We start from the raw sequence: 21805 nt of genomic DNA on the forward strand, positions 1-21805 counted from the left end.
CCCGGCCCGGCAATGCCGCTTCGACGGCCCCCGGACCTGAGTCCTCATCAGGTCAGAAATAGCGCGCCAGGTTCCGCCGGATCCGCTCCAGCGGTGCCACATCGGCGGCCGGTGGCGCGAAGGTCTTGCCGGTGATCGTCTCGAATGCCCTGATATAGACTTGCGAGGTCTGCTCGATCAGCTCGTCCGGGATCGCAGGGATCGGCTCGTTATAGGGGTCGCAGCGCGCCGCGACCCAGTTGCGGACGAAGTCCTTGTCGAAACTCTCCGGCTTTTCGCCACGGGCGAAGCGCTCGGGATAGCTTCCGGCGAACCAGTAGCGGCTCGAATCGGGGGTGTGGATCTCGTCGGCCAGGATAATCTTGCCCTCGGCATCGGTGCCGAACTCGTATTTGGTGTCGGCGAGGATCAGCCCACGCTCGGCGGCGAGCTTCTGGCCGCGGGCGAACAGCGCCAGCGCATAATCCGACAGCGTCTCCCACTGCGCCTTGGTGAGCAGGCCCTGCTCCAGGATCTCGGCGGGCGAGAGCGGCTCGTCATGGCCGCCGTCGAAGGCCTTGCTGGTCGGGGTGATGATCGCTTGCGGCAGCGCCTCGTTGTCGCGCAAGCTCTCGGGAAAGTGCGCGCCGTACATCTCGCGCTTGCCCTGCTTGTACATGGTCAGGATCGAGGTGCCGGTGGTGCCGGCAAGATAGCCGCGCACCACGATCTCGACCGGCAGGATATCGAGCCGCTGTCCGACCACGACATTGGGATCGGGGTATTCGAGCACGTGGTTCGGGCAGATGTCCGCCGTCTGCTCGAAGCAGAAGCGCGCCGTCTGCGTCAGCACCTGCCCCTTGAACGGGATGCAGGCGATGGCGCGGTCGAAGGCGCTGAGCCGGTCGGTCGCGATGATGATGCGACGTCCATCCGGCAGATCGTAGTTCTCGCGGACCTTGCCGCGATAATGGTTCGGCAGCTCCGGGATCGTGACATCGCGGATGGTGTTCGCCTCGGACATCGCAGCACTCGTCAGGTCGGGATCGCGTCCGGAGCGACACTCTCCGGCTCCGCCGCTCTTAACCCTTTCCCGACGATATGGACAACGGAACGCGACGCATTCGCCAGTCTCCCACCCGTCATGCCGCAATCGGCTTGGACAGGATGCACGGCTCCGCGCTAGCTTGCGCGGCTGGCAACCCGTTTTCTGCCAAACCCGTTTGTTGCAAAGCCGCGACCTGTCGAGGACAAGATGCCCAAATCCGATCTCATCGCCGCGATCGAACCCGAGATCAGCGCGATCCGCCGCGACTTCCATCGCCATCCTGAGCTGCTCTTCGACGTCGAGCGCACCGCCGGCATCGTCGCCGACAAGCTGAAGGAATGGGGCATCGACGAGGTCGTGACCGGCATCGGGCGCACCGGTGTCGTCGGTGTGATCAAGGGCAAGGGCCAGGGCTCGGGCAAGGTCATCGGCCTGCGTGCCGACATGGACGCGCTGCCGATCCACGAGGAGACCAATCTCGAGCACCGCTCGACCGTGGCGGGCAAAATGCACGCCTGCGGCCATGACGGGCACACCGCCATGCTGTTAGGGGCCGCCAAATACCTGGCGCAGACCCGCGACTTCGACGGCACCGCGATCGTCATTTTTCAGCCAGCCGAAGAAGGCGGCGGCGGCGGCCGCGAGATGTGCGCCGACGGCATGATGGAGCGCTTCGGCGTTCAGGAGGTCTACGGCCTGCACAACATGCCGGGCCTGCCGATCGGCCAGTTCGCCATCCGCAAGGGGCCGATGATGGCAGCGGCCGACAAGTTCCTGCTCAAGCTCGAAGGCCGCGGCGGCCATGCCGCCAAGCCGAATGAGACGATCGACCCGCTTGTCGCTGCCTGCCAGCTCGTCACCGCGCTGCAGACCATCGCCTCGCGCAATGCCGACCCGCTCGATTCCCTCGTCGTCTCGGTGACGGCGCTGCAGGCGGGCACGGCTTTCAACGTCATCCCGCAGCATGTCGAGATCAAGGGCACGGTGCGCACGCTTTCGACCGAGATGCGCGACCTCGCCGAGAAGCGCCTGCGCGAGATCGTCGCCGGCACCTGCCAGGCCTTCGGCCTGACCTTCGCGCTGGAATACGATCGCGGCTATCCGGTCACCTTCAACCATGCCGGCCAGACCGACTTCGTCACCAGCGCGACCAAGAGCACCTTCGGCAAGGAGGCGATCGACACCACCGTGCCGCCGACCATGGGCTCGGAGGACTTCTCCTTCATGCTGGAGGAGCGTCCGGGCGCTTACATCTTCATGGGTAACGGCGATTCCGCCGGGCTGCACCACCCCGCCTATGAGTTCAACGACAAGGCCATTCCGGTGGGCATGACCTACTGGGCGAGCCTGGTCGAAATGGCGATGCCGCAGCGCGCTGCATGAACCTCTCCTCGACGGCTCTCGCCGGGAACACGACGCGCTCTCTCCCCCCTTGTGGGGGAGAGTTGGAGAGGGGGGTAGTCAGCCGTGAGGCTGAGATCGAAAGCTCCCTCGCAAACGCTCACCCAGTCACCCCCCTCCCCATCCCTCCCCCACAAGGGGGGAGGGTGTGAGCGCGGCCGACATCGACTGCCTGGTGATCGGGGCCGGGGTCGTCGGCCTCGCGACGGCGCGCGCGCTTGCGCTCGCCGGCCGCGAGGTCGTGATCGCCGAGGCCGCGGACGGCATCGGCACCCAGACCTCGGCCCGCAACAGCGAGGTCATCCATGCCGGCATCTACTACCCGCCGGGCTCGCTGAAGGCGCGGGTCTGCGTCGAAGGGCGCAAGCTCCTCTACGCCTATCTCCGTGAACGCGGCTTGCCGCATAAAGCCTGTGGCAAGCTGATCGTCGGCACCCATGCCGGCCAGCGCCCGGCGCTGGAGACGATCGCGACCCGCGCCGAGGCCTCGGGCGTGACCTCGCTGCGCTGGCTCGATGGTGAGCAGGCGAAGGCGCTGGAGCCGGAGGTCACCTGCGAGGTCGCCCTGCTCTCGCCGGAGACCGGCGTGGTCGACAGCCATGCACTGATGCTGTCGCTGCTCGGCGAGTGCGAGGCGGCCGGGGGCTCGCTTGCGCTCAACACACCGATCCTGGCCTGGCGGCGCGAGGCTGACGGATTCAGCGTCGATTTCGGCGGCGATGACCCGGCGACCTATACGGCGAACACTGTGGTGAATTCAGCCGGCCATGGCGCGCCGCGTTTGCTCGGCAAGCTCGACGGGTTCCCGGCCGCACACGTCCCGAAACAGTCATTCGCCAAGGGCAACTACTTCTCGCTGCTCGGCAAGCAGCCCTTCAGCCATCTGGTCTATCCCGTGCCGGAGGCCGCAGGCCTCGGCATCCACGCCACCATCGACATGGCCGGCCGGGTCAAGTTCGGTCCCGATGTCGAATGGGTCGAGCACGACCAGGATCTGATCGTCGACCCCGCCCGCGCCGAAAAATTCTATGCGGCGATCCGGACCTATTGGCCTGGCCTGCCTGACGACGCGCTCGTCGCCGACTACGCCGGCATCCGGCCGAAGCTGCATGGGCCGACCGAGCCGATGCCGGACTTCCGCATCGATGGGCCGGCGGTGCATGGCGTCCCCGGGCTGGTCAACCTGCTCGGGATCGAGAGCCCCGGGCTGACGAGCTCGCTCGCGATCGCGGAGTTGGTGGTGGAGCGGCTGCGCTAGCGCGCTTTTCGTTCGAACGGAGAGAGTTCGCGGCGGCTGCCTCCAAACGAGATGTATACGGTTCCGGCGTATTCTGGCCTGCACGTCCCAAGTTTCAGCGTGCGCATATGCCCGGCCCCGCCGTCTCGGTCCTTTCCCGCCCGACTCCTGCATCACCATCGCTTGCCAGCCTGGCCGCGCTGGCGTGCCTGACGGTGTTTTGCCTGCTGCCGGTGCTGCTCGTCGACATCCCGGCGATGGTGGATTACCCGAACCATCTCGCCCGCATGTCGATCCTGGCCCGGGCAGGCACAGTGCTGGAACATCCGCTCTATCAGATTGCCTGGGCGCCCTATCCCAATCTCGCCATGGACGTCATCGTTCCGCCTGTGGCTCGTTGGATCGGCGTCGAAGCGGCGACCAAGTTGTTCTACCTCGTCTCACAAATCCTGATCGTCGGCGGCGCGGCGGCGCTCGCGGCGGCGGCCGGCGGCAGGACGATGACGGCCGGTATCATCGCCTGCCTGCTGCTCTATGCGATGCCATTCGCCTTCGGCTTCGTGAATTTCGAGTTCGCCCTCGGCCTTGCACTCTTTGCCTTGGCGATCTGGGTGCGGCTCGCAAATCGCCCGCTCGGCCTGCGCCTGGCCGTGCATGCGATTGCAGTCACGATCCTCTATTTCGCTCACCTCTTCGCCCTCGGCATCTACGGCTTTGCCATCGGCTTGATCGAGCTCTGGCGGTTGAGGCAGGACCGGCCGCCGCCGCACCGCGTTGCCATTCTCTGGGGCGGCATGGCGGCACCGGCGATCGCGGTTGCGCTCCTGGCCGGTGCCGGCGGGGGGGCGGTTGGCGGAACCGGCACAAATTGGTCTGTAGGCGCCAAACTCTACTGGCTGAGTATGTTGAACGGATGGAGCCGCGAATTCTCGCTGGTTCCGACGCTCTTCCTCGCGGTTCCGCTCTGTCTCGCCTTCATGCGCGGCTGGCTTCGTCTGGTCGGCCCCGGACTCTGGCTGGCTGTGGGCTTCGCGCTGCTTTTTCTGGTGTTGCCGTTCAGGCTCTTCGACACGGCCTTCGTCGATGGTCGCGTCCTGCTCGCGGCACTGCTGATCCTTCCGGCCTTCTCCGCCACTCGCTTCCCACGCGAGCGGACCGCCGAGCTCTTCCGCGCAACGCTCGTCCTGGCCTGTCTGGTCAATACCGGTTTCGCGATCTTCGTGCAGTTGAGCTACCGGAGCGACTATCGGGCTCTGATCACTGCGTTCGAACTCATGCCACCTGGATCGCGCCTGCTTCCGGCTGGCCTCGGACAGGAGGAAGATCCTCCCTCCAACCTCCAGGATTATCCGATGTATCATGCCGCGACGCTCGCCGTGCATAGGCGCGACGCGTTCGTGCCGACCCTCTTCACCTCCCCCGGCAAGCAGCCTCTCAGGCCCCATCCATCGGTTCAGCACCTGAAACTGCTCGAAGGCGCGGCGATCCCCTGGAGCTTGCTCCAGGCCTACGCGAACGGTGTCACTCCCCCTGAGGAGCTCGCCTATGTCAGGAACTGGACGCGCGACTTCGATTACCTGCTTCTGATCAATCCCAAGGGTGAGGCCTTGCGCACGCCGCTTCTGGAGCCGGTCGCATCGAGTTCCCGCTTTGCACTCTATCGCATCAGGCCCAACGGCGGCTGACCGCGCTCTTCGCCAATGACGACGTACATTTCGATCGCGATCTTGTTCGCAAGGTCTCGACCCTGACGGCGCATTCACATCGCCTCCGCGCCCAATTCCGCGCACCAATGCGCCAGCCGCGCCTTCATCACGCGCTCGCGGCCGGCCTCCAGCGCCTTCTCGCCCAGCCGCTCGATCTCCTCGAAGGCGAAGGCGCCCTCGCCATGCGCAATCCAGGCTGCCTGCAGGCTGCGCCCGCGATGCCCGCCATGGCGCAGCGTGAACCACACCCGGTTCTGGATCGTCGAAAGATCCGGCGCCTGCCCGGCCCAGCGCTCGCCGGTGGCGAGGCAACGCACCAGATAGATGCCGGCCACGACCTTGCGCTCCTTATAGGCCGCAACGGCGGCTCTCCTGTCCTCGTGACGCATCGCGCCCTCCCTGTTGAGGGGCCGCAAATATCACCCGGACAATATTGACTCAAGTATTTTTATCCGGGTATTTTATTGCCTCACTCAGGAAACGACCATGCCCGACGCCGACCACCTCTCAACCGCCTTCGACGGCAGCACCATCCTCGCCCGCGGCCGCCTGGCCGAGGTCGCGCTTGCCGTACAGCAGCGTTTGGCCGAGCGCCCGGAAGCGGCTGTCCTGACCTTCGACGACGCGACCGGGCGGGTGGTCGATCTCGACCTGCGCGGCACGCCGGCCGAGATCGTCGCGCGTCTCAGCGGCGAAGCCCGCGGGCGCGGGCGGCCGAAGCTTGGTGTCGTCGCGCGCGAGGTAACCTTGCTGCCGCGGCATTGGGAATGGTTGTCGGCACAGGCCGGCGGGGCCTCGCAGGCGCTACGGCGGCTGATCGACGAGGCCCGGCGCGGCGATCTTGGCGAGACGCAGGGGCGCATTGCCCGCGAGACGGCCTATCGCTTCATGAGTGCGCTCGCCGGCAACCTGCCGGGTTTCGAGGAGGCGACGCGCGCGCTCTTCGCCAATGACGAGATCGGCTTCTTCCGGCAGGCCGCGGGCTGGCCCGCCGATATCCGCACCTATGCGCAGGAACTGGCCTGGAGCGCAGCGCGGAGCGAGGATTGAAAAGCCTCACGACTCCGCTGTGTCGTCATTGCGAGCGCAGCGAAGCAATCCAGGAGGGCTCGCTCGACGGCCCCTGGATTGCTTCGTCGCTGCGCTCCTCGCAATGACGGTCAGCGCAACTCGGCGACCTTCTCGCGCGCTTCCTTCGACAGCCTGGTGACCTCCGCCCAGTTGCGGTTCTTCACCGCATCGGCCGGGACGAGCCAGGAGCCGCCGACGCAGATCACCTGCGGCAGCGCGAGATAACTGCCGAGATTGGCGAGCGAGACGCCACCGGTCGGACAGAACTGCATCTGCGGGAACGGGCCCGACAGCGCCTTGAGGCCGGCGACGCCGCCGGCCTGCTCTGCCGGGAAGAACTTGCAGGTCAGGCGACCGGCCGAGACGGCGCGCATGCAGTCGGAAGCCGTGGCGACGCCCGGCAGCCAGGGCAGGCCGGTCTTGCGCATGGCCTCGTCGACGCTTTCGGTGAAGCCGGGGCTGACCACGGCGAGCGCGCCGGCATTGTGGACCTCGGCCGCCTGCGCCGGCGTCACCACCGTGCCGGCGACGGGCAGGATGCCGGGCACCTTCTTGGCCACGACCTCAAGCGCCGCCATCGCGGCCGGACGGCGCAGCGTGATCTCGATCACGTCGATGCCGCCGGCGAGGAGGGCCTCTGCCAACGGCACGGCGATCTCGGCCTCGTCGATGACGACGACGGGGACGACGCCGCAAGCCTTGAGGCGGGCAATCTCGGGGGCAATCGAGATTTCGGGGGCAATCGACATGACGCTGTTCCTCTCACGTGGCGTGACTGACGCCTTATCTCGGCTCTTTAATATTCCGCCGTCATTCCGGCCGCAGCGAAGCGGAGCGCCGGAATCCATCGTAGAGCACGGCGCCCTTCGATGGATTCCGGAGCTGCGCCGCTTACGCGGCTTGTCCGGAATGACGAAGAGGTTTGAAAGACATCATCGCAGCCTCTAGGCCTTGGCCCAGTAGACGTCGAGCCCTTGCGGGCGGGCGAGCAGCAGGCCGACCGGGAAGGCCGCCGGCAATTCGATCGCCGAGGCCAGCACCTGCTCCTTCTCCTGCCCGGAAATCAGCAATGCGACATGGCCGGCGCCCTGCAACCGGGCCGGCGACAGCGAGAGCCGGGGCGGCAGGTCGGGCGGGCTTGCGGCGACGGCATGCACGGAAGCCGGCGCGGCGAGCGCCGCCGTCTCGCCGGGGAAGAGCGAAGCAATATGCCCGTCCGCTCCCATGCCGCTGACGACGATGTCCAGCGGCGGCAGGTCCTTCAAGACGCGGTCGAGGCTGGCGGCCGCGACCGCGAGGTCATCGCCGGCATTGTGGAAGGAGACGAAGGGGCTCCGCCCTTCTCGCAAAGGGGCGAAGGCCGCCCTGATCATGCGCTCGTTCGAGGCCTGATCGCCGGGCGCGACGAAGCGCTCATCGGTCGGCATCAGCGTGATGCTCTCCCAAGGCAGATCATGCGCCCCTAACGCCGCGAGGAAGCGCGCCGGCGTGGTGCCGCCCGGCACGGCGATAAGCGCCCTGCCCTGCGCCGCGACGAGCGCACGCAGCCTGACCGCGACCGCCTCGGCCAGGGCCTCGGAGGCGTCGGCCAACGTCTCGAAACGATGGCGGATCAGCGGCCCGGCCGCGCTCATTCCGTGAACTCCGGATCGGCCCAGGAGCGGCTCTCGCGCTCGATCAGCCCGATCGCCTGCGATGGCCCCCAGGAGCCGGCGGCATAACGATGCGGCTGCGGGTAGTATTCCTGCCAGCCGGTCAGGATCGGGTCGATCCAGCTCCAGGCCTGCTCGACCTCGTCGCGCCGCATGAACAGGGTCTGGTCGCCGCGGATCACATCGGTGAGCAGCCGCTCATAGGCGTCGGGCGTGCGCACGTCGAAGGCGGTCTCGTAGCGCAAATCGAGCTGGCGCGGCACGACCTTGAGCTTGCCGGAGCCCGGCACCTTCATCATCAGCTGCAATTGCACGCCATCATTGGGCTGAAGGCGAATGACCAGGCGATTGGCGTAGAGCTCCTCGCAGCCGGGGGCGCGGCCGAAGATCGAATGCGGCACCGGCTTGAAGGTGACGGCGATCTCGGAATAGCGCTGCGCCATGCGCTTGCCGGTGCGCAGATAGATCGGCACGCCGGCCCAGCGCCAGGTGTCGAGCTCGCAGCGGATCGCGACGAAGGTCTCGGTGCCGCTGAGATGGCCAAGCTCCTCGGAGTAGCCCTTGACGCGCTGGCCGTCGATGACGCCCGGGCCATACTGGCCGCGCACGGTCATGCGCTGCACGTCCGGCCCGACGATCGGCCGGAGCGCTTTCAGCACCCTGACCTTCTCGTCGCGGACGGCGTCGGCCTCGAGCTGGTTCGGCGGCTCGATCGCGAACAGGCAGAGCAGCTGCAGCACATGGTTCTGCACCATGTCGCGCAGATGGCCTGCCTTGTCGTAATAGCCGGCACGGGATTCGAGCCCGACTGTCTCGGCCACCGTGATCTGGACATTGTCGATGTCGCGGCTCGACCACGAGCGCTCGAACAGGGTGTTGGCGAAGCGCAGAACCAGGAGGTTCTGCACCGTCTCCTTGCCGAGATAATGGTCGATCCGGTAGGTGCGGCTCTCCGGCAGGATACGGGCGACGGCATCGTTGATCTCGCGGGCCGAGGCGAGGTCGCGGCCGAGCGGCTTCTCCAGGATGACGCGCGAGGTCGGCGTCAGGATGCCGGAATTCGCCAGGTTCTCGCAGATCGGGATGAAGAGGTCCGGCGGCGTCGAGAGATAGAAGGAGCGCACGCGCTGGGAGTCGCCGAGCGCCTCCTTCAGCGCGCCATAGGTCTCGGGCTTGACCGCGTCGAGCAGCACCATGGTGAGGCGGCGTCGGAAGGCGGCGATGCGCTCCTGCGACAGACCGGCGGCGGCGAGCTTGGCGGCGATCTCGTTGGGGATGCCCTCGACATCCTCCTGCTTGCGGACGATGCCGAGGATGCGGCTCTCCTCCGGCAGCACGCCCTCCTCATTGCGCTGGGCCAGCGCCGGGAAGAGCTTGCGCAAAGCGAGGTCGCCGCCGGCGCCGAAGATCACCAGATCGAAGGGCGGGACCGGGGTGCGCTCCGGCGCAGCCTCCGGCTTCAGCAGGCGTTCGGCGATGGCGTCCATGGCGGCATACTCCTGATCGGCCGACACGAGGTCGGCGCGAATTCTCGTCGATCGATCCGTTCCGGTCGATCGGAAAGCGCGCCAGTCGAACCGAATCCTGCGACGACAATGCGACCAAGGGCGCAGCTTGCCAAACGCTTTGGGCGCAGAGTTGCCGTGACCTATCCCCTCTCCCCTTGCGGGAGAGGGTTAGGGTGAGGGGTCGCGCGACGCTTGATCGTCATGGTCGGGCTTGTCCCGACCATCCACGCCTTCCGTGATGGAGGGCAGCGTTCAAGACGTGGATGCTCGCCACAAGGGCGAGCATGACGGACAGGTTTGTGCGACCCCTCATCCGGCCCTTCGGGCCACCTTCTCCCGCAAGGGGAGAAGGGAAGCGCGCCCTACCCCGCCCGCCTGAAACCCTCGCTCGCGGTCAGCAATTGCTGGGCATAGGCCGTCTGCGGGGCGCGTGCGGCGAGCGTTGCCGCCGTCATCTCCTCGACGCCGCGGCCGAACTGCATGACGAGCAGCCGCTCGCACATATGGCCGACCACGGCGAGGTCGTGGCTGACCAGGATATAGGTCAGCTTACGCTCGTGCCGCAGCGCCTGCAGCAGGTTCAGCACCTCGGCCTGGATCGAGACGTCCAGCGCCGAGGTCGGCTCGTCGAGCAGCAGGATCGTCGGCTCGAGCACCAGTGCGCGGGCGATCGCGACGCGCTGGCGCTGGCCGCCGGAGAGCTGGTGCGGGTAGCGGAAGCGGAAGGAGGTCGGCAGGCCGACATCCTGCATGGCGCGGCTGATCTTCGCCTCGGCGTCGCGGACGCCATGGATGGCGAGCGGCTCGGCCAGGGTGTCGTCGACGGTCTTCTTCGGATGCAGCGAGCCGTACGGGTCCTGGAAGACCATCTGGGCGGCGCGATAGAAGGCCTTGTCGCGGATTTTGGGCTGGCGCTTGCCGAGGATGTCGACCTCGCCGCTCCAGTCGCGGTTGAGGCCGGCGAGCACGCGCAGCACGGTCGACTTGCCCGAGCCGGATTCGCCGACGATGCCATAGCTCTCGCCCGGCGCGACCGCGAAGGAGAGGTCCTTCACGACATGCGAGTCGCCGAAGGAGACGTTGAGCTTGTCGACGGAGATAGCGGGTGGGGTCGTCATGAATGCACCCACCTGTGTGACGGAGCGGGACAGCGTCCCTCCCCCCGCTTGCGGTGGGGAGGGTTGGGGTGGGGGGCCGGAAAGCCGGAGCTCCATCCTGCATCGTTTCGCCGAGCGGAACTGCCCCCCACCCTAGCCCTCCCCACCGCAAGCGGGGGGAGGGAATGCGTCTGCGCCAACCATTGCAAGGAGAAGAACGTCATCATGCCAGCCATGCCGGGTCGCGGGTGAGGGTCGCGAGCTTCTCGCGCGGATGGTCGAGATCGGGCAGGCAGCCGAGCAGGCCGCGCGTATAGGGATGCTGCGCCCGGTCGAGCTCGCTCGCCGGCAGCGTCTCCAGCGCCTTGCCACCATACATGACGATGACGCGGTCGCAGAACGACCTCACCAGATGCAGATCGTGGCTGATGAAGATCAGCCCCATGCCGCGGCTGGTGACGAGATCATCGAGGATCTTCAGGACCTGCAACTGCACGGTGACGTCGAGCGCCGAGGTCGGCTCGTCGGCGATCAGGATCTCCGGCTCGGCGATCAGCATCATCGCGATCATCACGCGCTGGCCCATGCCGCCCGAGACCTCGTGCGGGTAGAGGTCGTAGACGCGCCCCGGCTCGCGGATCTGCACGGCCTCGAGCATGGCGAGGCTGCGCTCTTTCGCCTCGCGCGAGCTCGCCTTGTGGTGGACGCGGTAAGCCTCGGCGATCTGGTCGCCGACGGTCTGGACCGGGTTCAGCGAGAACTTCGGGTCCTGCATCACCATCGAGATGTGGCGGCCGCGCAGCTTGCGGCGGCTCGCCTTGTCCATCGCCGTCAGGTCCTTGCCGCGGAACTCCATGCGCTTGGCGCTGACCACGCCGGGATGCGGGATCAGGTCGAGGATGGCACGGCCGGTCATCGACTTGCCGGAGCCGGATTCCCCGACGATGCCGAGCCGTTCGCGCCCAAGCGTGAAGGAGAGCCCCCGCACCGCGTTGACGATACCGGTCGGGGTGTGGAAATCGACGCGAAGATCGTCGAGCGTGAGCAGAGGTGCTTCAGACGTCGCAGTCATCTTGGCGCTCACCTCGCATCCAGCACGTCGCGCAGGCCATCGCCGAGCAGGTTGAAGCCGAGCGCGACAATGCAGATGGCGACGCCCGGGAAGGTCGCGACCCACCACTGGTCAAAAATCTGCTCGCGGCCGGTCGAGATCATCGCGCCCCATTCCGGGATCGGCGGCTGGGCACCGAGGCCGAGGAAGCCGAGGCCGGCGGCGATGATGATGATCCCGGCCATGTCGTAGGTGGTGCGCACGATCAGCGAGGGCACGCACATCGGCACGATATGCTTGAGTACGATCCGCATCTGGCTCGCGCCCTGCAGGCGCATCGCCGAGATGTAGTCGGCATTGCGGATGATCATCGTCTCGGCACGGGCGACGCGGGCGTAAGGAGGCCAGGCCGTAAAGGCGATGGCGATGACGGCGTTCTCCAGCCCGGGGCCAAGCGCCGCCACGAAGGCGAGCGCCAGGACGAGGCGCGGGAAGGCGAGGAAGACGTCGGTGATGCGCATCAGCACGGTGTCGATCCAGCCGCCGAAATAGCCGGCGGCACAGCCGATCAGCAGGCCGAGCGGCCCGACCGTGATGACCACGAGCATGACGATCACCAGCGTGACGCGGGTGCCGTAGACGATGCGGCTGAAGATGTCGCGGCCGAGCGCATCGGTGCCGAACCAGTGCTTGGCCGAGGGCGCGAGCAGGCGCTGGTCGAGCGCCTGGGCGAGCGGGTCGTATTGGGCGATCAGCGGCGCGAAGGCCGCAAGCAGCAGCAGGGCCAGCACGATCACGAGGCCGACCACGGCGGCCGGGTTCTTCTTGAAGGCGAGCCATTGCCGGTAGAGCTGGCCGAGCTTGGCCTGCCGGCGCGATTCCGGCGAGGTCGTGGTCAGCCAGGCATACCAGCTGACGGGGGCGGAGGCGTGATCGCTCATGGCCATCCTCCTCAGCGCGCCCGCGGGTCGGCCAGCCGGCCGAGGATGTCGGAGAACAGGTTGACCGCGATGAAGACGGCGCCGACGACGAGCGTGGCGCCGAGCACCGCGTTCATGTCGGCATTGAGCAGCCCATTGGTGAGATAGCGGCCGAGGCCCGGCCAGGCGAAGATCGTCTCGGTCAGCACCGAGCCTTCGAGCAGGTGCATGTAGGAGAGCGCGATCACAGTGACGAGCGGCACGAGGGCGTTGCCAAGCGCATGGCCGCAGACCACGCGCCATTCCGACAGCCCCTTCACCCGCGCCGCCACGACATATTGCTGCTGCAGCTCGGTGATCATGAAGCTGCGGGTCATGCGGCTGATATAGGCGACGGAGAGCAGGCCGAGCACCGAGGCCGGCAGGATCAGGTGCCAGAACGCGTCGCGGACCGCCTCCCATTCGCCCTGCATCGCGGCGTCGAGCATGACGATGCCGGTGATCGGCGTGACGAAATCCTCGAAGGCGACCGAGAGCCGCCCCGGTCCGGCCACCCAGCCGAGCTTGGCGTAGAACAAGAGGAGCCCCATCAGGCCGAGCCAGAACACCGGGATCGAATAGCCGATTAGGCCTATCACGCGGGCGATCTGGTCGATCCAGCGGCCCTGGTTGACGGCGGCGAGGATGCCGAGCGGCACGCCGAGCGCGACGCCGATCAGGGTGCCGAGCGTCGCCAGCTCCAGCGTCGCCGGGAACACCGTCTTGATGTCGTCGGTGACCTTCTGCGAGGTCAGCACCGAGGTGCCGAGATCGCCGGTGAAGACCTTGCCGATATAGACGGCGAATTGCTGCCAGTAGGGCTTGTCGAGGCCGAGCGCGAGCCGCGCCTTGTCGTAGACGTCGGCGGGTGCGCGGTCGCCGACCACGGCAAGAACCGGATCGATCGGCATGACGCGGGCGATCAGGAAGGTGACCAGCAGCAGGCCGAAGATGGTGATCGCGACCGTGGTCAGCTCACGGCCGAGGATCTTCGCCCAGCGAACAACAGCACTCTTGGCGCGGGGCGGCGGGGCGGGCGGGGTCGGTGCAGTGATGGAAACCATCGTCGGCTCCGTTCTTCTTGTTCTTGGAGGGCGTCGGCCGCTGCCGGCGAAGGACGCACCCTCCCTTCTCCCCTTGCGGGAGAAGGTGGCGCGCAGCGCCGGATGAGGGGTCGCGCAGGTCCCGTCCGATGACGGCGGCTGCCAGGGCGCTTAGGTTGCCCCAACCTCGCGCGACCCCTCATCCGTCTCGGCTTCGCCGAGCCACCTTCTCCCGCAAGGGGAGAAGGAGGGGCGCGCCTCTCGCCAAATCGGTTTGCCTCAGTTCTTGGTGATCGGAGCGTAGAAATTGGTGTCGGAGGTCGGTCCGATCACCCAGCCGGCAATGCCCTTGCGGTCGGCCGAAACCTCGACCTGCTGGAACATGATGACGAAGGGCGAGACCTTCTGGTGGTCACGCTGCAACTCGCCATAGACGTTGGCTCGCTTGGTCGCGTCGCTCTCCAGCACGTTGGCCTGGGTGAGCTTGGTCATGTCCGGGATGTCCCAGGCATTGCGCCAGGCCAGCGTCTTCGACTTGGCCTCCTCGCCATTGTCCTCGTTGATGGCGAAGGTCTCGGCATTGGTATGCGGGTCGAGATAGTCCGGGCCCCATTGGCCGATATAGATGTCGTGGGTGCGGGCGCGGTACTTGGTCAGCGTCTGCTTGCCGTCGCCCGGAAGGATCTCGAGCTTGATCCCGGCCTGGGCCCAGGTCGACTGGACCGCCTGGGCGATGTCGGTGATCGGGTTGACCGAGCGGGTGTCCATGGTGACGGTGAAGCCGTTCGGCAGGCCGGCCTTGGCGAGCAGTTCCTTGGCCTTGGCGACGTCGAGCTTGTAGGGCCTGTCGGTGATCGCGCCGAGGAAGCCCTTGGGCAGGAAGCTCTCGTGGCCCTTATAGGTGCCCTCGACGATGTTGCGCTCGATCGAGTCGTAATCGACCAGCCACTTCAGGGCTTCGCGGACCTCGGGCTTGGCGAGGTTCGGGTTCTTCTGGTTCAGGCCGAGATAAAGGATGTAGCCCTTGTCGCCCTGGACGATCTCGACATTGGCGTTGCTCTTGACCGCGGCGAGCTGGTCCTTGGAGAGGTTGCGGGCGATGTCGATGTCGCCCTTCTCCAGCAGCAGGCGCTGCGAAGCCGGCTCGGCGACATGGCGGACGATGACGCGCTTGGTCTTCGGCGCGCCCTTGTACCAGCCCTCGTTGGCGTCGAGCGCATATTGCTCGTTGGGACGATAGACGCGGACCTTGTAGGCGCCGGAGCCGGCCGAGTTGAGCTTGAGCCAGCCATTGCCCCAGTCGCCATCCTTCTCATTGGCCTTGACCAGCTTGGAGTCGACCACCGCGGCGACGCCCGAGGTCAGGCAGTTCAGGAAGAAGGTCGGCGCGAAGGGCTTGGAGACGGTGACGGTGACGGTCTGGTCGTCGGTCGCCTTGACCTTCTCCAGCACGGTGTCCTTGTTCAGGCCGAACTGGGTGAGGATGAAGCCCGGCGACTTGTTCAGCGTGACCGCGCGCTGGAAGGAATAGACCACATCGGCCGCGGTGAGCGGATTGCCGGAGTGGAACTTGACGCCCGGCCGGAGCTTGAAGGTGTAGGTCAGTTGATCGGGGCTGACGGTCCAGCTCTGGGCGAGCTCGCCGATCAGGGCGTTGTTGTTCTTGAGATCGACGCCGATCAGCTTGTCATAGACATTGGCGCCGACCTCGACGCCGGAGAATTCGAAGGCCTCGGCCGGATCGAGCGTGATGATGTCGTCGATCTGCTTGGCCATGACGATGGTGTCTTTGGGCGTCTGGGCCTGGGCGGTCGTCGCCAGCAAAGCGGCGAAGGCGGAAGCCGCCATCAATTTCGCAACATGACGCATGGAAATTCCCCATTGTGCTGTCTGCGAGCGCTCCCGGGCGCCCGTTGGCGCGCACTCTGTGGCCAGATCGTGTCCGATGTCCAGCAGGGCCAAAGCAGAGTTCGAACGATACCGCGCAGCATGCACGCTTCTTGCGCAACAGCCTGAATTGCCGGCGCATTCCTGCGCACGAACCTGCTTGCTCCGGCGTCTTCTGCAGCTATCGTGACAGGGTCCGGCCGCTCCGGCCGGCTTCGAAGCAAAGCAGGCGCTCGCTCTTGGCCATCATCGCTGCACTGCATCACGTTACCCATTACCGCTATGACCGGCCGGTCACGCTCGGGCCGCAGATCATCCGCCTGCGACCGGCGCCGCATTGCCGCTCGGCGGTGAAGAGCTATTCGCTCAAGGTCACGCCGGCGCAGCATTTCGTGAACTGGCAGCAGGACCCGAACGGCAACTGGCTGGCGCGCTACGTCTTTCCCGAGCCGGTGAGCGAGTTCCGCATTGAGGTCGATCTCGTCACCGAGCTCTCGATCATCAATCCGTTCGACTTCTTCGTCGCGGCCGAGGCGGAGGAATTTCCCTTCGCCTATCCGGACGAGCTGCATGACGAGCTCGCGCCCTATCTGGTCAAGGAGGAGACCGGGCCGCTGCTCGCCGAGTTCCTCGCCACCGTCCCGCGCGAAAAGACCAACACCGTCAACTTCGTCGTCGACCTCAATGCCCGCCTGCAGCGGATGATCGCCTATGGCATCCGCATGGAGGCCGGCGTGCAGGAGCCGGAACAGACGCTGGCGATCAGGTCCGGCTCGTGCCGCGACACGAGCTGGCTGCTGGTCCAGATCCTGCGCCATCTCGGTCTCGCCGCCCGCTTCGTCTCCGGCTACCTGATCCAGATGAAGGCGGACATCGATCCGCTGGAGGGTCCGCGCGGCACCGACAAGGACTTCACCGACCTGCATGCCTGGGCCGAGGTCTATCTTCCCGGTGCCGGCTGGATCGGGATGGACCCGACCTCCGGCCTGCTTACCGGCGAGGGCCATCTGCCGCTGGCGGCGACCCCGCATTACCGCTCGGCCGCACCGGTCAGCGGTGTCGCGAGCTATGCCGAGACGCAGTTCGGTTTCGAGATGAGCGTGGCGCGCGTTCACGAGGTGCCGCGCATCACCCTGCCCTTCTCGGACGAGTCCTGGCTGGAGCTCGATGCGCTCGGCGAAAAAGTCGAGGCCGACCTCCAGGCGCAGGATGTCCGGCTCACCATGGGCGGCGAGCCGACCTTTGTCTCGATCGACGACCAGACCGGCGAGGAATGGAACACCGCCGCCGTCGGGCCGACCAAGCGCGAGCGCGCCGATGTACTGATCCGGCGCCTGCGCGAGCGCTTCGCGCCCGGCGGCATGCTGCATTACGGCCAGGGCAAATGGTATCCGGGCGAGAGCCTGCCGCGCTGGGCCTTCGCGCTCTACTGGCGCGAGGATGGCGAGCCGATCTGGCGCAATGCCGCGCTGATCGCGCGCGAGCCAGGCGCCAAGACCGGCAGCGACCGCGAGCACGAGGCCGTGCCGACCTCGACTGCGGTCGAGACACTCGCCGCAAACCTGTCAGAACGGCTCGGCCTCGGCGCCGACTATGTACTGCCCGCCTATGAGGACACCGGCCACTGGCTGGTGAAGGAAGGCCAACTGCCCGAGAATGTCGATCCGCTCGACCCGAAGCTGTCGGATCCGGAAGAGCGTGCCCGCATGGTCCGCGTCTTCGAGCGCGGGCTCGGCAAGCCGAGCGGCTATGTCATCCCCGTGCAGCGCTGGCAGGCGGCGGCGGACGACCGGCGCTGGCGTTCGGAGAAATGGAAGCTCCGGCGCGGCAAGCTCTTCCTGGTGCCGGGCGATTCCCCTGTCGGCTTCCGGCTGCCGCTCGGATCGCTGCCGCATGTCCCGGAGAAGGCCTATCCGCATATCCATCCGCAGGACCCGCTGGAACCGCGCGGACCGCTGCCGCCCGCCACGGCCGGTTCGCCGGGCGCGCCGCGCGCGACCGCCCCGCCACCCGCCTTCGCCGGCCTGGTCCAGCCGACACGTCCGGGCGGAAGCAGCGAGCCGCAAGCCCAGCGCCAGGACATCGTCGAGCAGGAGCTCGGCGCCGAGTCGGTGCGCACGGCGCTGAGCATCGAGGTGCGCGACGGCGTGCTCTGCGTCTTCCTGCCGCCGGTCGAGCGGCTTGAGGACTATCTCGACCTGATCGCCAGCATCGAGGCGGCGGCCGAAGAGAAGGGCCAGCCGGTTCATATCGAGGGCTATTCCCCGCCGCATGATCCGCGCCTCAACGTCATCAAGGTCACGCCCGACCCCGGCGTGATCGAGGTCAACATCCATCCGGCGAAGAGCTGGGCGCAAGCGGTCTCAATCACGCGCGGCGTCTACGAGGAAGCGCGGCAGTCGCGGCTCTGCGCCGAGAAATTCATGGTCGACGGCCGCCATACCGGCACCGGCGGCGGCAACCATGTCGTGCTCGGCGGCATGACCCCGGCCGACAGCCCGTTCCTGCGCCGGCCGGACCTGCTCAAGAGCATCGTGCTCTACTGGCAGCGCCACCCCTCGCTGTCCTACCTGTTCTCCGGCCTGTTCATCGGCCCGACCAGCCAGGCCCCGCGCATCGACGAGGCGCGGCACGACCAGCTCTACGAGCTCGAGATCGCGTTGGCGCAGACGCCCGGCCCGAACGCGCCGGCGATCCCGCTCTGGCTGGTCGACCGACTCTACCGCAACCTCCTGGTCGACGTCTCCGGCAATACCCACCGCACCGAGATCTGCATCGATAAGCTCTATTCGCCTGACGGACCGACCGGCCGGCTCGGGCTGATCGAGTTCCGCTCCTTCGAGATGCCGCCGGATGCGAGGATGTCGCTGGCGCAGCAATTGCTGATCCGGGCGCTGATCGCCTGGTTCTGGCGCGAGCCGCAGTTGGGCAGGCTCACCCGCTGGGGTACGAGCCTGCATGACCGCTTCATGCTGCCCGAACTCGTCTGGCAGGATTTCCGCGACGTGCTCGCCGATCTGGAGCGGGCCGGCTACCGCTTCGACCCGGCCTGGTTCGCGGCGCAGCACGAGTTCCGCTTCCCCTTCTTCGGCAAGGTCAACCAGGGCGGCGTCGAACTGGAGCTACGCCAGGCGCTCGAGCCCTGGCATGTCATGGGCGAGGAGGGCGCGGTCGGCGGCACGGTGCGCTATGTCGATTCCTCGGTCGAGCGTCTCCAGCTCAAGGCGAGCGGGCTCACGCCAGGCCGGCACGTCATCACCTGCAACGGGCGGGCGCTGCCGATGACCGAAATCGCCGCTGGGGTCTGCATCGCCGGCCTGCGCTTCAAGGCCTGGCAGCCGGCGTCGGGACTGCACCCGACGATCCCGGTGCATGCGCCGCTGACCTTCGACATCGTCGACAGCTGGGTGGGCCGCTCGCTCGGTGGTTGCGTCTACCATGTCGCCCATCCCGGCGGTCGCAATTACGAGACACCTCCTGTGAATTCCTACGAGGCGGAAGCCAGAAGGCTGGCTCGCTTCGAGGCGATCGGCCATAGTCCGGGACCGCTGGCGATTCCCGCAGAAGAGCGCAATCCGGAGTTCCCGATGACCCTCGACCTGCGCCGGCCGACCGGGGTTTGAGGTCAAGCATGGCTCTGCAGGGCCGATCGAGCTCGACACGGGTGCGCAACGAGCGCCGCAATGCCCTGCTTTCGGGCTACAGGCCGCTGCCCGGCGCCTATGACGAGCTGATGGCGGCGGACGGCACGATCCGGCCGCAATGGGAGCCGTTCCTGGCCGAATGGTCGGCGCTGTCGAGCGATGAGTTGCAGCGCCGCTTCGGCCTCGCCGACCGGCATGTCCGCGACACCGGCGTCTCCTACCGCGTCCATGGCGACCTCGACGAGAACGACCCGCTCGCCAGCGAGCGGGCCTGGCCGCTCAATCACGCGCCGTTGGTGCTCACCGGGCAGGAATGGAAGACGATCGCGGCCGGCGTCGCCCAGCGCGCGCAATTGCTCGATGCCGTGCTCGGCGACATCTACGGGCCCGGCCGGCTGATCGCCGGCGGCGCGCTGCCGGCCGCCGCCGTCACCGGCAGCCCCGACTATCTGCGGCCCGTACAAGGAGTGGCCGGCGCCGGGCAGCTTCAGATCTATGCCGCCGATCTCGGCCGCGGCCCTGACGGGCGCTGGTGGGTGCTGAACGACCGCACCCAGGCGCCCTCCGGCGCGGGCTATGCGCTGGAGAACCGGCTCGCGATCGGACGCGCCTTTCCGGACCTGTTCCGGACGATGAATGTCGAGCGGCTCGCCACCTTCTTCCAGGGTTTCCGCGCCGGCCTCGTCGCCCGCGCGAAGCGGGTCGAGCCGCGGATCTGCCTGCTGACGCCGGGCCAGCTCAACGAGAGCTATTTCGAACAGGCCTATCTCGCCCGCTATCTCGGCTTCCTCCTGGTCGAGGGCGGCGACCTCGTGATGCGCGACGGGCTGGTGCATGTGCGCACCATCGCCGGCTTCAAGCGCGCCGACGTGATCTGGCGGCGCATCGACGGCGATTTCGCCGACCCGCTCGAACTCAACGCCGCCTCGGCGCTCGGCGTGCCCGGCCTGGTCGAGGCGGTGCGCGGCGAGAGCGTCGTCGTCGCCAACGGCCTCGGCTCCGGCGTGATCGAGGCCCGGGCGCTGATGGGCTTCATGCCGCGGCTGGCGCGCGAGGTCCTCGGCGAGGACCTGATCCTGCCGAACATCGCGACCTGGTGGTGCGGCCAGCCGCGTGAGCGTCAGATCGTGCTCGACCGCCTCGACGAGATGAATGTCGCGCCAGCCTTCCGCGCACCCGGCGACGGGCTCGATGGCGGCACCGTGCTGGTCGCCGACCTCAGCAGCGCCGAGCGCGAAGCACTGCGCATCCGCATCACGGAGCGCGGGCTCGACCATGTCGGACAGGAAGTGGTCCGGCTCTCGACCATGCCGGTGATGCAGGGCGGGCGGCTGGAGCCGAGGCCGATGACGCTGCGGGTCTTCGCCGCGGCCACGCCCGACGGCTGGCAGGTCATGCCGGGCGGCTTCTGCCGCGTCTCGGACGAATCCGACGCGCGTGCCGTGACGATGCGCTCGGGCGTGCGCTCCAGCGATGTCTGGGTCACCTCCGATGAGCCCGTCGAGCAGGTGACGCTGCTGCCGAGCCCGGACCGAATCCCCATTCGCCGCATCGTCGGCATCCTGCCCAGCCGGGCGGCCGACAATCTGTTCTGGCTCGGGCGCTATCTGGAGCGCAGCGAGGCGACGCTGCGCCTGGTGCGCGCTTTGCTCGGGCGGCTGATCAATGCCGACGACCAGGCCCCGGGCCATGGCGAGACGATCAAGCGCCTCGCCAACCTGCTCGTCGCCTGGGGAGCGGCGCCGGCGACGCCCAGGAACCGGCCGGTCGCGGCGCAGGCGCGTTCCGCACTGCACGATATCGAGCAGTACGGCTCGGCCGCGGCCTCGGTGCGCGAGGCCAGGCGGACCGCCTCGGTCATCCGCGAGCGGCTTTCGGTCGATGCCTGGCGCCTGTTCGGCGACCTGCAGCGCCAGCTCGCCGCGCCACCGGGCAAGCCGACCAGCGAAGGCGAGGCCTTCGAGATCGCCGACACCGCGCTGAAATCGCTCGCCGCCTTCTCGGGCCTGTCCCAGGAAAACATGGTGCGCGGCGCCGGCTGGCGCTTCCTCGATATCGGCCGGCGCATCGAGCGCGGCGTCACCACCTGCCGCTTCGCCCGCCATTTCATCGAGAACGACGCGCCGGGCAACTGCCTCGACGCGCTGCTCGACCTGACCGACTCGCAGATCACCTACCGTTCGCGCTACATGCTCGGCGCCTCGCTGCAGCCGGTGCTCGATCTCGTCATGCTCGATCCTTACAACCCGCGCTCCGTCGCCTTCCAGATCGAGCGGCTCGATGCCGAGATCGCCGCCCTGCCCTCGCTTCATGACGATGGCATGCTGGAGGAACCACGCCGTCTCGCGCTCAAGCTGGCCGCCGAGAACCGCACCGCCGAGGCGAGCCGTCTCGACCGCACCGGCATCCTGTTCTTCGAGCAATTGCTGATGGGTCTCTCAAGCGCGGTGGCCGAGCGTTATTTCCTGCAGAACTCCAGGCCCGAAGGTTCGCGGATGACGCGACTCGCGTAAGGGAGTCCG

Annotated in this window: 16 protein-coding genes; 6 read left to right on the top strand and 10 right to left on the bottom strand. The window is 67.3% G+C overall.

What is annotated here, in order from left to right:
* Positions 1-52: 52 nt before the first annotated feature.
* The gene (locus tag ACSQ24_RS20420) at positions 53-1003 is read right to left on the bottom strand and encodes a phosphoribosylaminoimidazolesuccinocarboxamide synthase (protein ID WP_436096446.1); all 951 of its coding nucleotides are present in this window, start codon (positions 1001-1003) and stop codon (positions 53-55) included.
* A gap of 231 nt (positions 1004-1234) precedes the next feature.
* On the opposite strand from ACSQ24_RS20420, the gene ACSQ24_RS20425 reads away from it, so the two are divergent.
* The 3 genes from ACSQ24_RS20425 (at position 1235) to ACSQ24_RS20435 (ending at position 5350) form a co-directional block, all read left to right on the top strand.
* Positions 1235-2410, top strand: coding sequence for a M20 aminoacylase family protein (locus ACSQ24_RS20425; protein ID WP_436096447.1), 1176 nt, complete (start codon positions 1235-1237; stop codon positions 2408-2410).
* A 166-nt stretch (positions 2411-2576) separates the two neighbouring features.
* Positions 2577-3686: an NAD(P)/FAD-dependent oxidoreductase gene (locus ACSQ24_RS20430; RefSeq protein WP_436096448.1), complete on the top strand. Its 1110-nt coding sequence runs from the start codon at positions 2577-2579 to the stop codon at positions 3684-3686.
* A gap of 107 nt (positions 3687-3793) precedes the next feature.
* Complete coding sequence (locus tag ACSQ24_RS20435) at positions 3794-5350, top strand: hypothetical protein (protein ID WP_436096449.1); 1557 nt, start codon at positions 3794-3796, stop codon at positions 5348-5350.
* A 74-nt stretch (positions 5351-5424) separates the two neighbouring features.
* Here the strand turns inward: ACSQ24_RS20435 and ACSQ24_RS20440 are convergent, their stop codons facing one another.
* The gene (locus ACSQ24_RS20440) at positions 5425-5760 is read right to left on the bottom strand and encodes a GIY-YIG nuclease family protein (protein WP_436096450.1); all 336 of its coding nucleotides are present in this window, start codon (positions 5758-5760) and stop codon (positions 5425-5427) included.
* 97 nt (positions 5761-5857) lie between these two features.
* On the opposite strand from ACSQ24_RS20440, the gene ACSQ24_RS20445 reads away from it, so the two are divergent.
* On the top strand, positions 5858-6421 hold the full coding sequence (locus tag ACSQ24_RS20445; RefSeq protein WP_436096451.1) for a DUF2239 family protein: 564 nt from the start codon (positions 5858-5860) through the stop codon (positions 6419-6421).
* Positions 6422-6531: 110 nt separating this feature from the next.
* Here the strand turns inward: ACSQ24_RS20445 and eda are convergent, their stop codons facing one another.
* From eda to ACSQ24_RS20485, 8 genes are all read right to left on the bottom strand, one after another.
* Positions 6532-7191, bottom strand: coding sequence for a bifunctional 4-hydroxy-2-oxoglutarate aldolase/2-dehydro-3-deoxy-phosphogluconate aldolase (eda, locus tag ACSQ24_RS20450; RefSeq protein ID WP_436096452.1), 660 nt, complete (start codon positions 7189-7191; stop codon positions 6532-6534).
* Positions 7192-7386: 195 nt separating this feature from the next.
* Positions 7387-8076, bottom strand: a complete 690-nt coding sequence (gene pgl, locus ACSQ24_RS20455; protein ID WP_436096453.1) for a 6-phosphogluconolactonase — start codon at positions 8074-8076, stop codon at positions 7387-7389.
* Complete coding sequence (gene zwf / locus ACSQ24_RS20460; RefSeq protein ID WP_436096454.1) at positions 8073-9581, bottom strand: glucose-6-phosphate dehydrogenase; 1509 nt, start codon at positions 9579-9581, stop codon at positions 8073-8075. The genes pgl and zwf overlap by 4 nt, the downstream gene beginning before the upstream one ends.
* 383 nt (positions 9582-9964) lie before the next feature.
* Complete coding sequence (locus ACSQ24_RS20465; protein ID WP_436096455.1) at positions 9965-10720, bottom strand: ABC transporter ATP-binding protein; 756 nt, start codon at positions 10718-10720, stop codon at positions 9965-9967.
* Between the two features lie 202 nt (positions 10721-10922).
* The gene (locus tag ACSQ24_RS20470) at positions 10923-11771 is read right to left on the bottom strand and encodes an ABC transporter ATP-binding protein (RefSeq protein ID WP_436096456.1); all 849 of its coding nucleotides are present in this window, start codon (positions 11769-11771) and stop codon (positions 10923-10925) included.
* A gap of 8 nt (positions 11772-11779) precedes the next feature.
* A complete protein-coding gene (gene nikC / locus ACSQ24_RS20475) occupies positions 11780-12697 on the bottom strand; it encodes a nickel transporter permease (protein WP_436096457.1) in 918 nt (305 codons plus the stop codon).
* A 5-nt stretch (positions 12698-12702) separates the two neighbouring features.
* Positions 12703-13773 carry an ABC transporter permease gene (locus tag ACSQ24_RS20480; RefSeq protein WP_436096458.1) on the bottom strand — a complete coding sequence of 357 codons (1071 nt, stop codon included), beginning with the start codon at positions 13771-13773 and terminating at the stop codon, positions 12703-12705.
* Between the two features lie 258 nt (positions 13774-14031).
* Entirely contained in the window at positions 14032-15621 is a 1590-nt protein-coding gene (locus ACSQ24_RS20485) for an ABC transporter substrate-binding protein (protein WP_436096459.1), read from the bottom strand.
* Between the two features lie 257 nt (positions 15622-15878).
* Between ACSQ24_RS20485 and ACSQ24_RS20490 the strand changes: the two genes are divergently transcribed.
* Both ACSQ24_RS20490 and ACSQ24_RS20495 read left to right on the top strand, forming a co-directional pair.
* Positions 15879-19262, top strand: coding sequence for a DUF2126 domain-containing protein (locus tag ACSQ24_RS20490; protein WP_436096460.1), 3384 nt, complete (start codon positions 15879-15881; stop codon positions 19260-19262).
* Positions 19263-19270: 8 nt separating this feature from the next.
* Positions 19271-21796: a circularly permuted type 2 ATP-grasp protein gene (locus ACSQ24_RS20495; protein WP_436096461.1), complete on the top strand. Its 2526-nt coding sequence runs from the start codon at positions 19271-19273 to the stop codon at positions 21794-21796.
* Positions 21797-21805: the final 9 nt, after the last annotated feature.

This window comes from Allobosea sp. LjRoot237 (assembly GCF_964253285.1).
Taxonomy (GTDB): Bacteria; Pseudomonadota; Alphaproteobacteria; order Rhizobiales; family Beijerinckiaceae; genus Allobosea.

Excerpts from the sequence above, each read along its gene's own strand:
- ACSQ24_RS20420 (WP_436096446.1), bottom strand. The coding sequence starts at position 1,003 with ATGTCCGAGGCGAACACCATCCGCGATGTCACGATCCCGGAGCTGCCG.
- ACSQ24_RS20425 (WP_436096447.1), top strand. The coding sequence starts at position 1,235 with ATGCCCAAATCCGATCTCATCGCCGCGATCGAACCCGAGATCAGCGCG.
- ACSQ24_RS20435 (WP_436096449.1), top strand. The coding sequence starts at position 3,794 with ATGCCCGGCCCCGCCGTCTCGGTCCTTTCCCGCCCGACTCCTGCATCA.
- ACSQ24_RS20440 (WP_436096450.1), bottom strand. The coding sequence starts at position 5,760 with ATGCGTCACGAGGACAGGAGAGCCGCCGTTGCGGCCTATAAGGAGCGC.
- ACSQ24_RS20445 (WP_436096451.1), top strand. The coding sequence starts at position 5,858 with ATGCCCGACGCCGACCACCTCTCAACCGCCTTCGACGGCAGCACCATC.
- eda (WP_436096452.1), bottom strand. The coding sequence starts at position 7,191 with ATGTCGATTGCCCCCGAAATCTCGATTGCCCCCGAGATTGCCCGCCTC.
- pgl (WP_436096453.1), bottom strand. The coding sequence starts at position 8,076 with ATGAGCGCGGCCGGGCCGCTGATCCGCCATCGTTTCGAGACGTTGGCC.
- zwf (WP_436096454.1), bottom strand. The coding sequence starts at position 9,581 with ATGGACGCCATCGCCGAACGCCTGCTGAAGCCGGAGGCTGCGCCGGAG.
- ACSQ24_RS20465 (WP_436096455.1), bottom strand. The coding sequence starts at position 10,720 with ATGACGACCCCACCCGCTATCTCCGTCGACAAGCTCAACGTCTCCTTC.
- ACSQ24_RS20470 (WP_436096456.1), bottom strand. The coding sequence starts at position 11,771 with ATGACTGCGACGTCTGAAGCACCTCTGCTCACGCTCGACGATCTTCGC.
- nikC (WP_436096457.1), bottom strand. The coding sequence starts at position 12,697 with ATGGCCATGAGCGATCACGCCTCCGCCCCCGTCAGCTGGTATGCCTGG.
- ACSQ24_RS20480 (WP_436096458.1), bottom strand. The coding sequence starts at position 13,773 with ATGGTTTCCATCACTGCACCGACCCCGCCCGCCCCGCCGCCCCGCGCC.
- ACSQ24_RS20485 (WP_436096459.1), bottom strand. The coding sequence starts at position 15,621 with ATGCGTCATGTTGCGAAATTGATGGCGGCTTCCGCCTTCGCCGCTTTG.
- ACSQ24_RS20495 (WP_436096461.1), top strand. The coding sequence starts at position 19,271 with ATGGCTCTGCAGGGCCGATCGAGCTCGACACGGGTGCGCAACGAGCGC.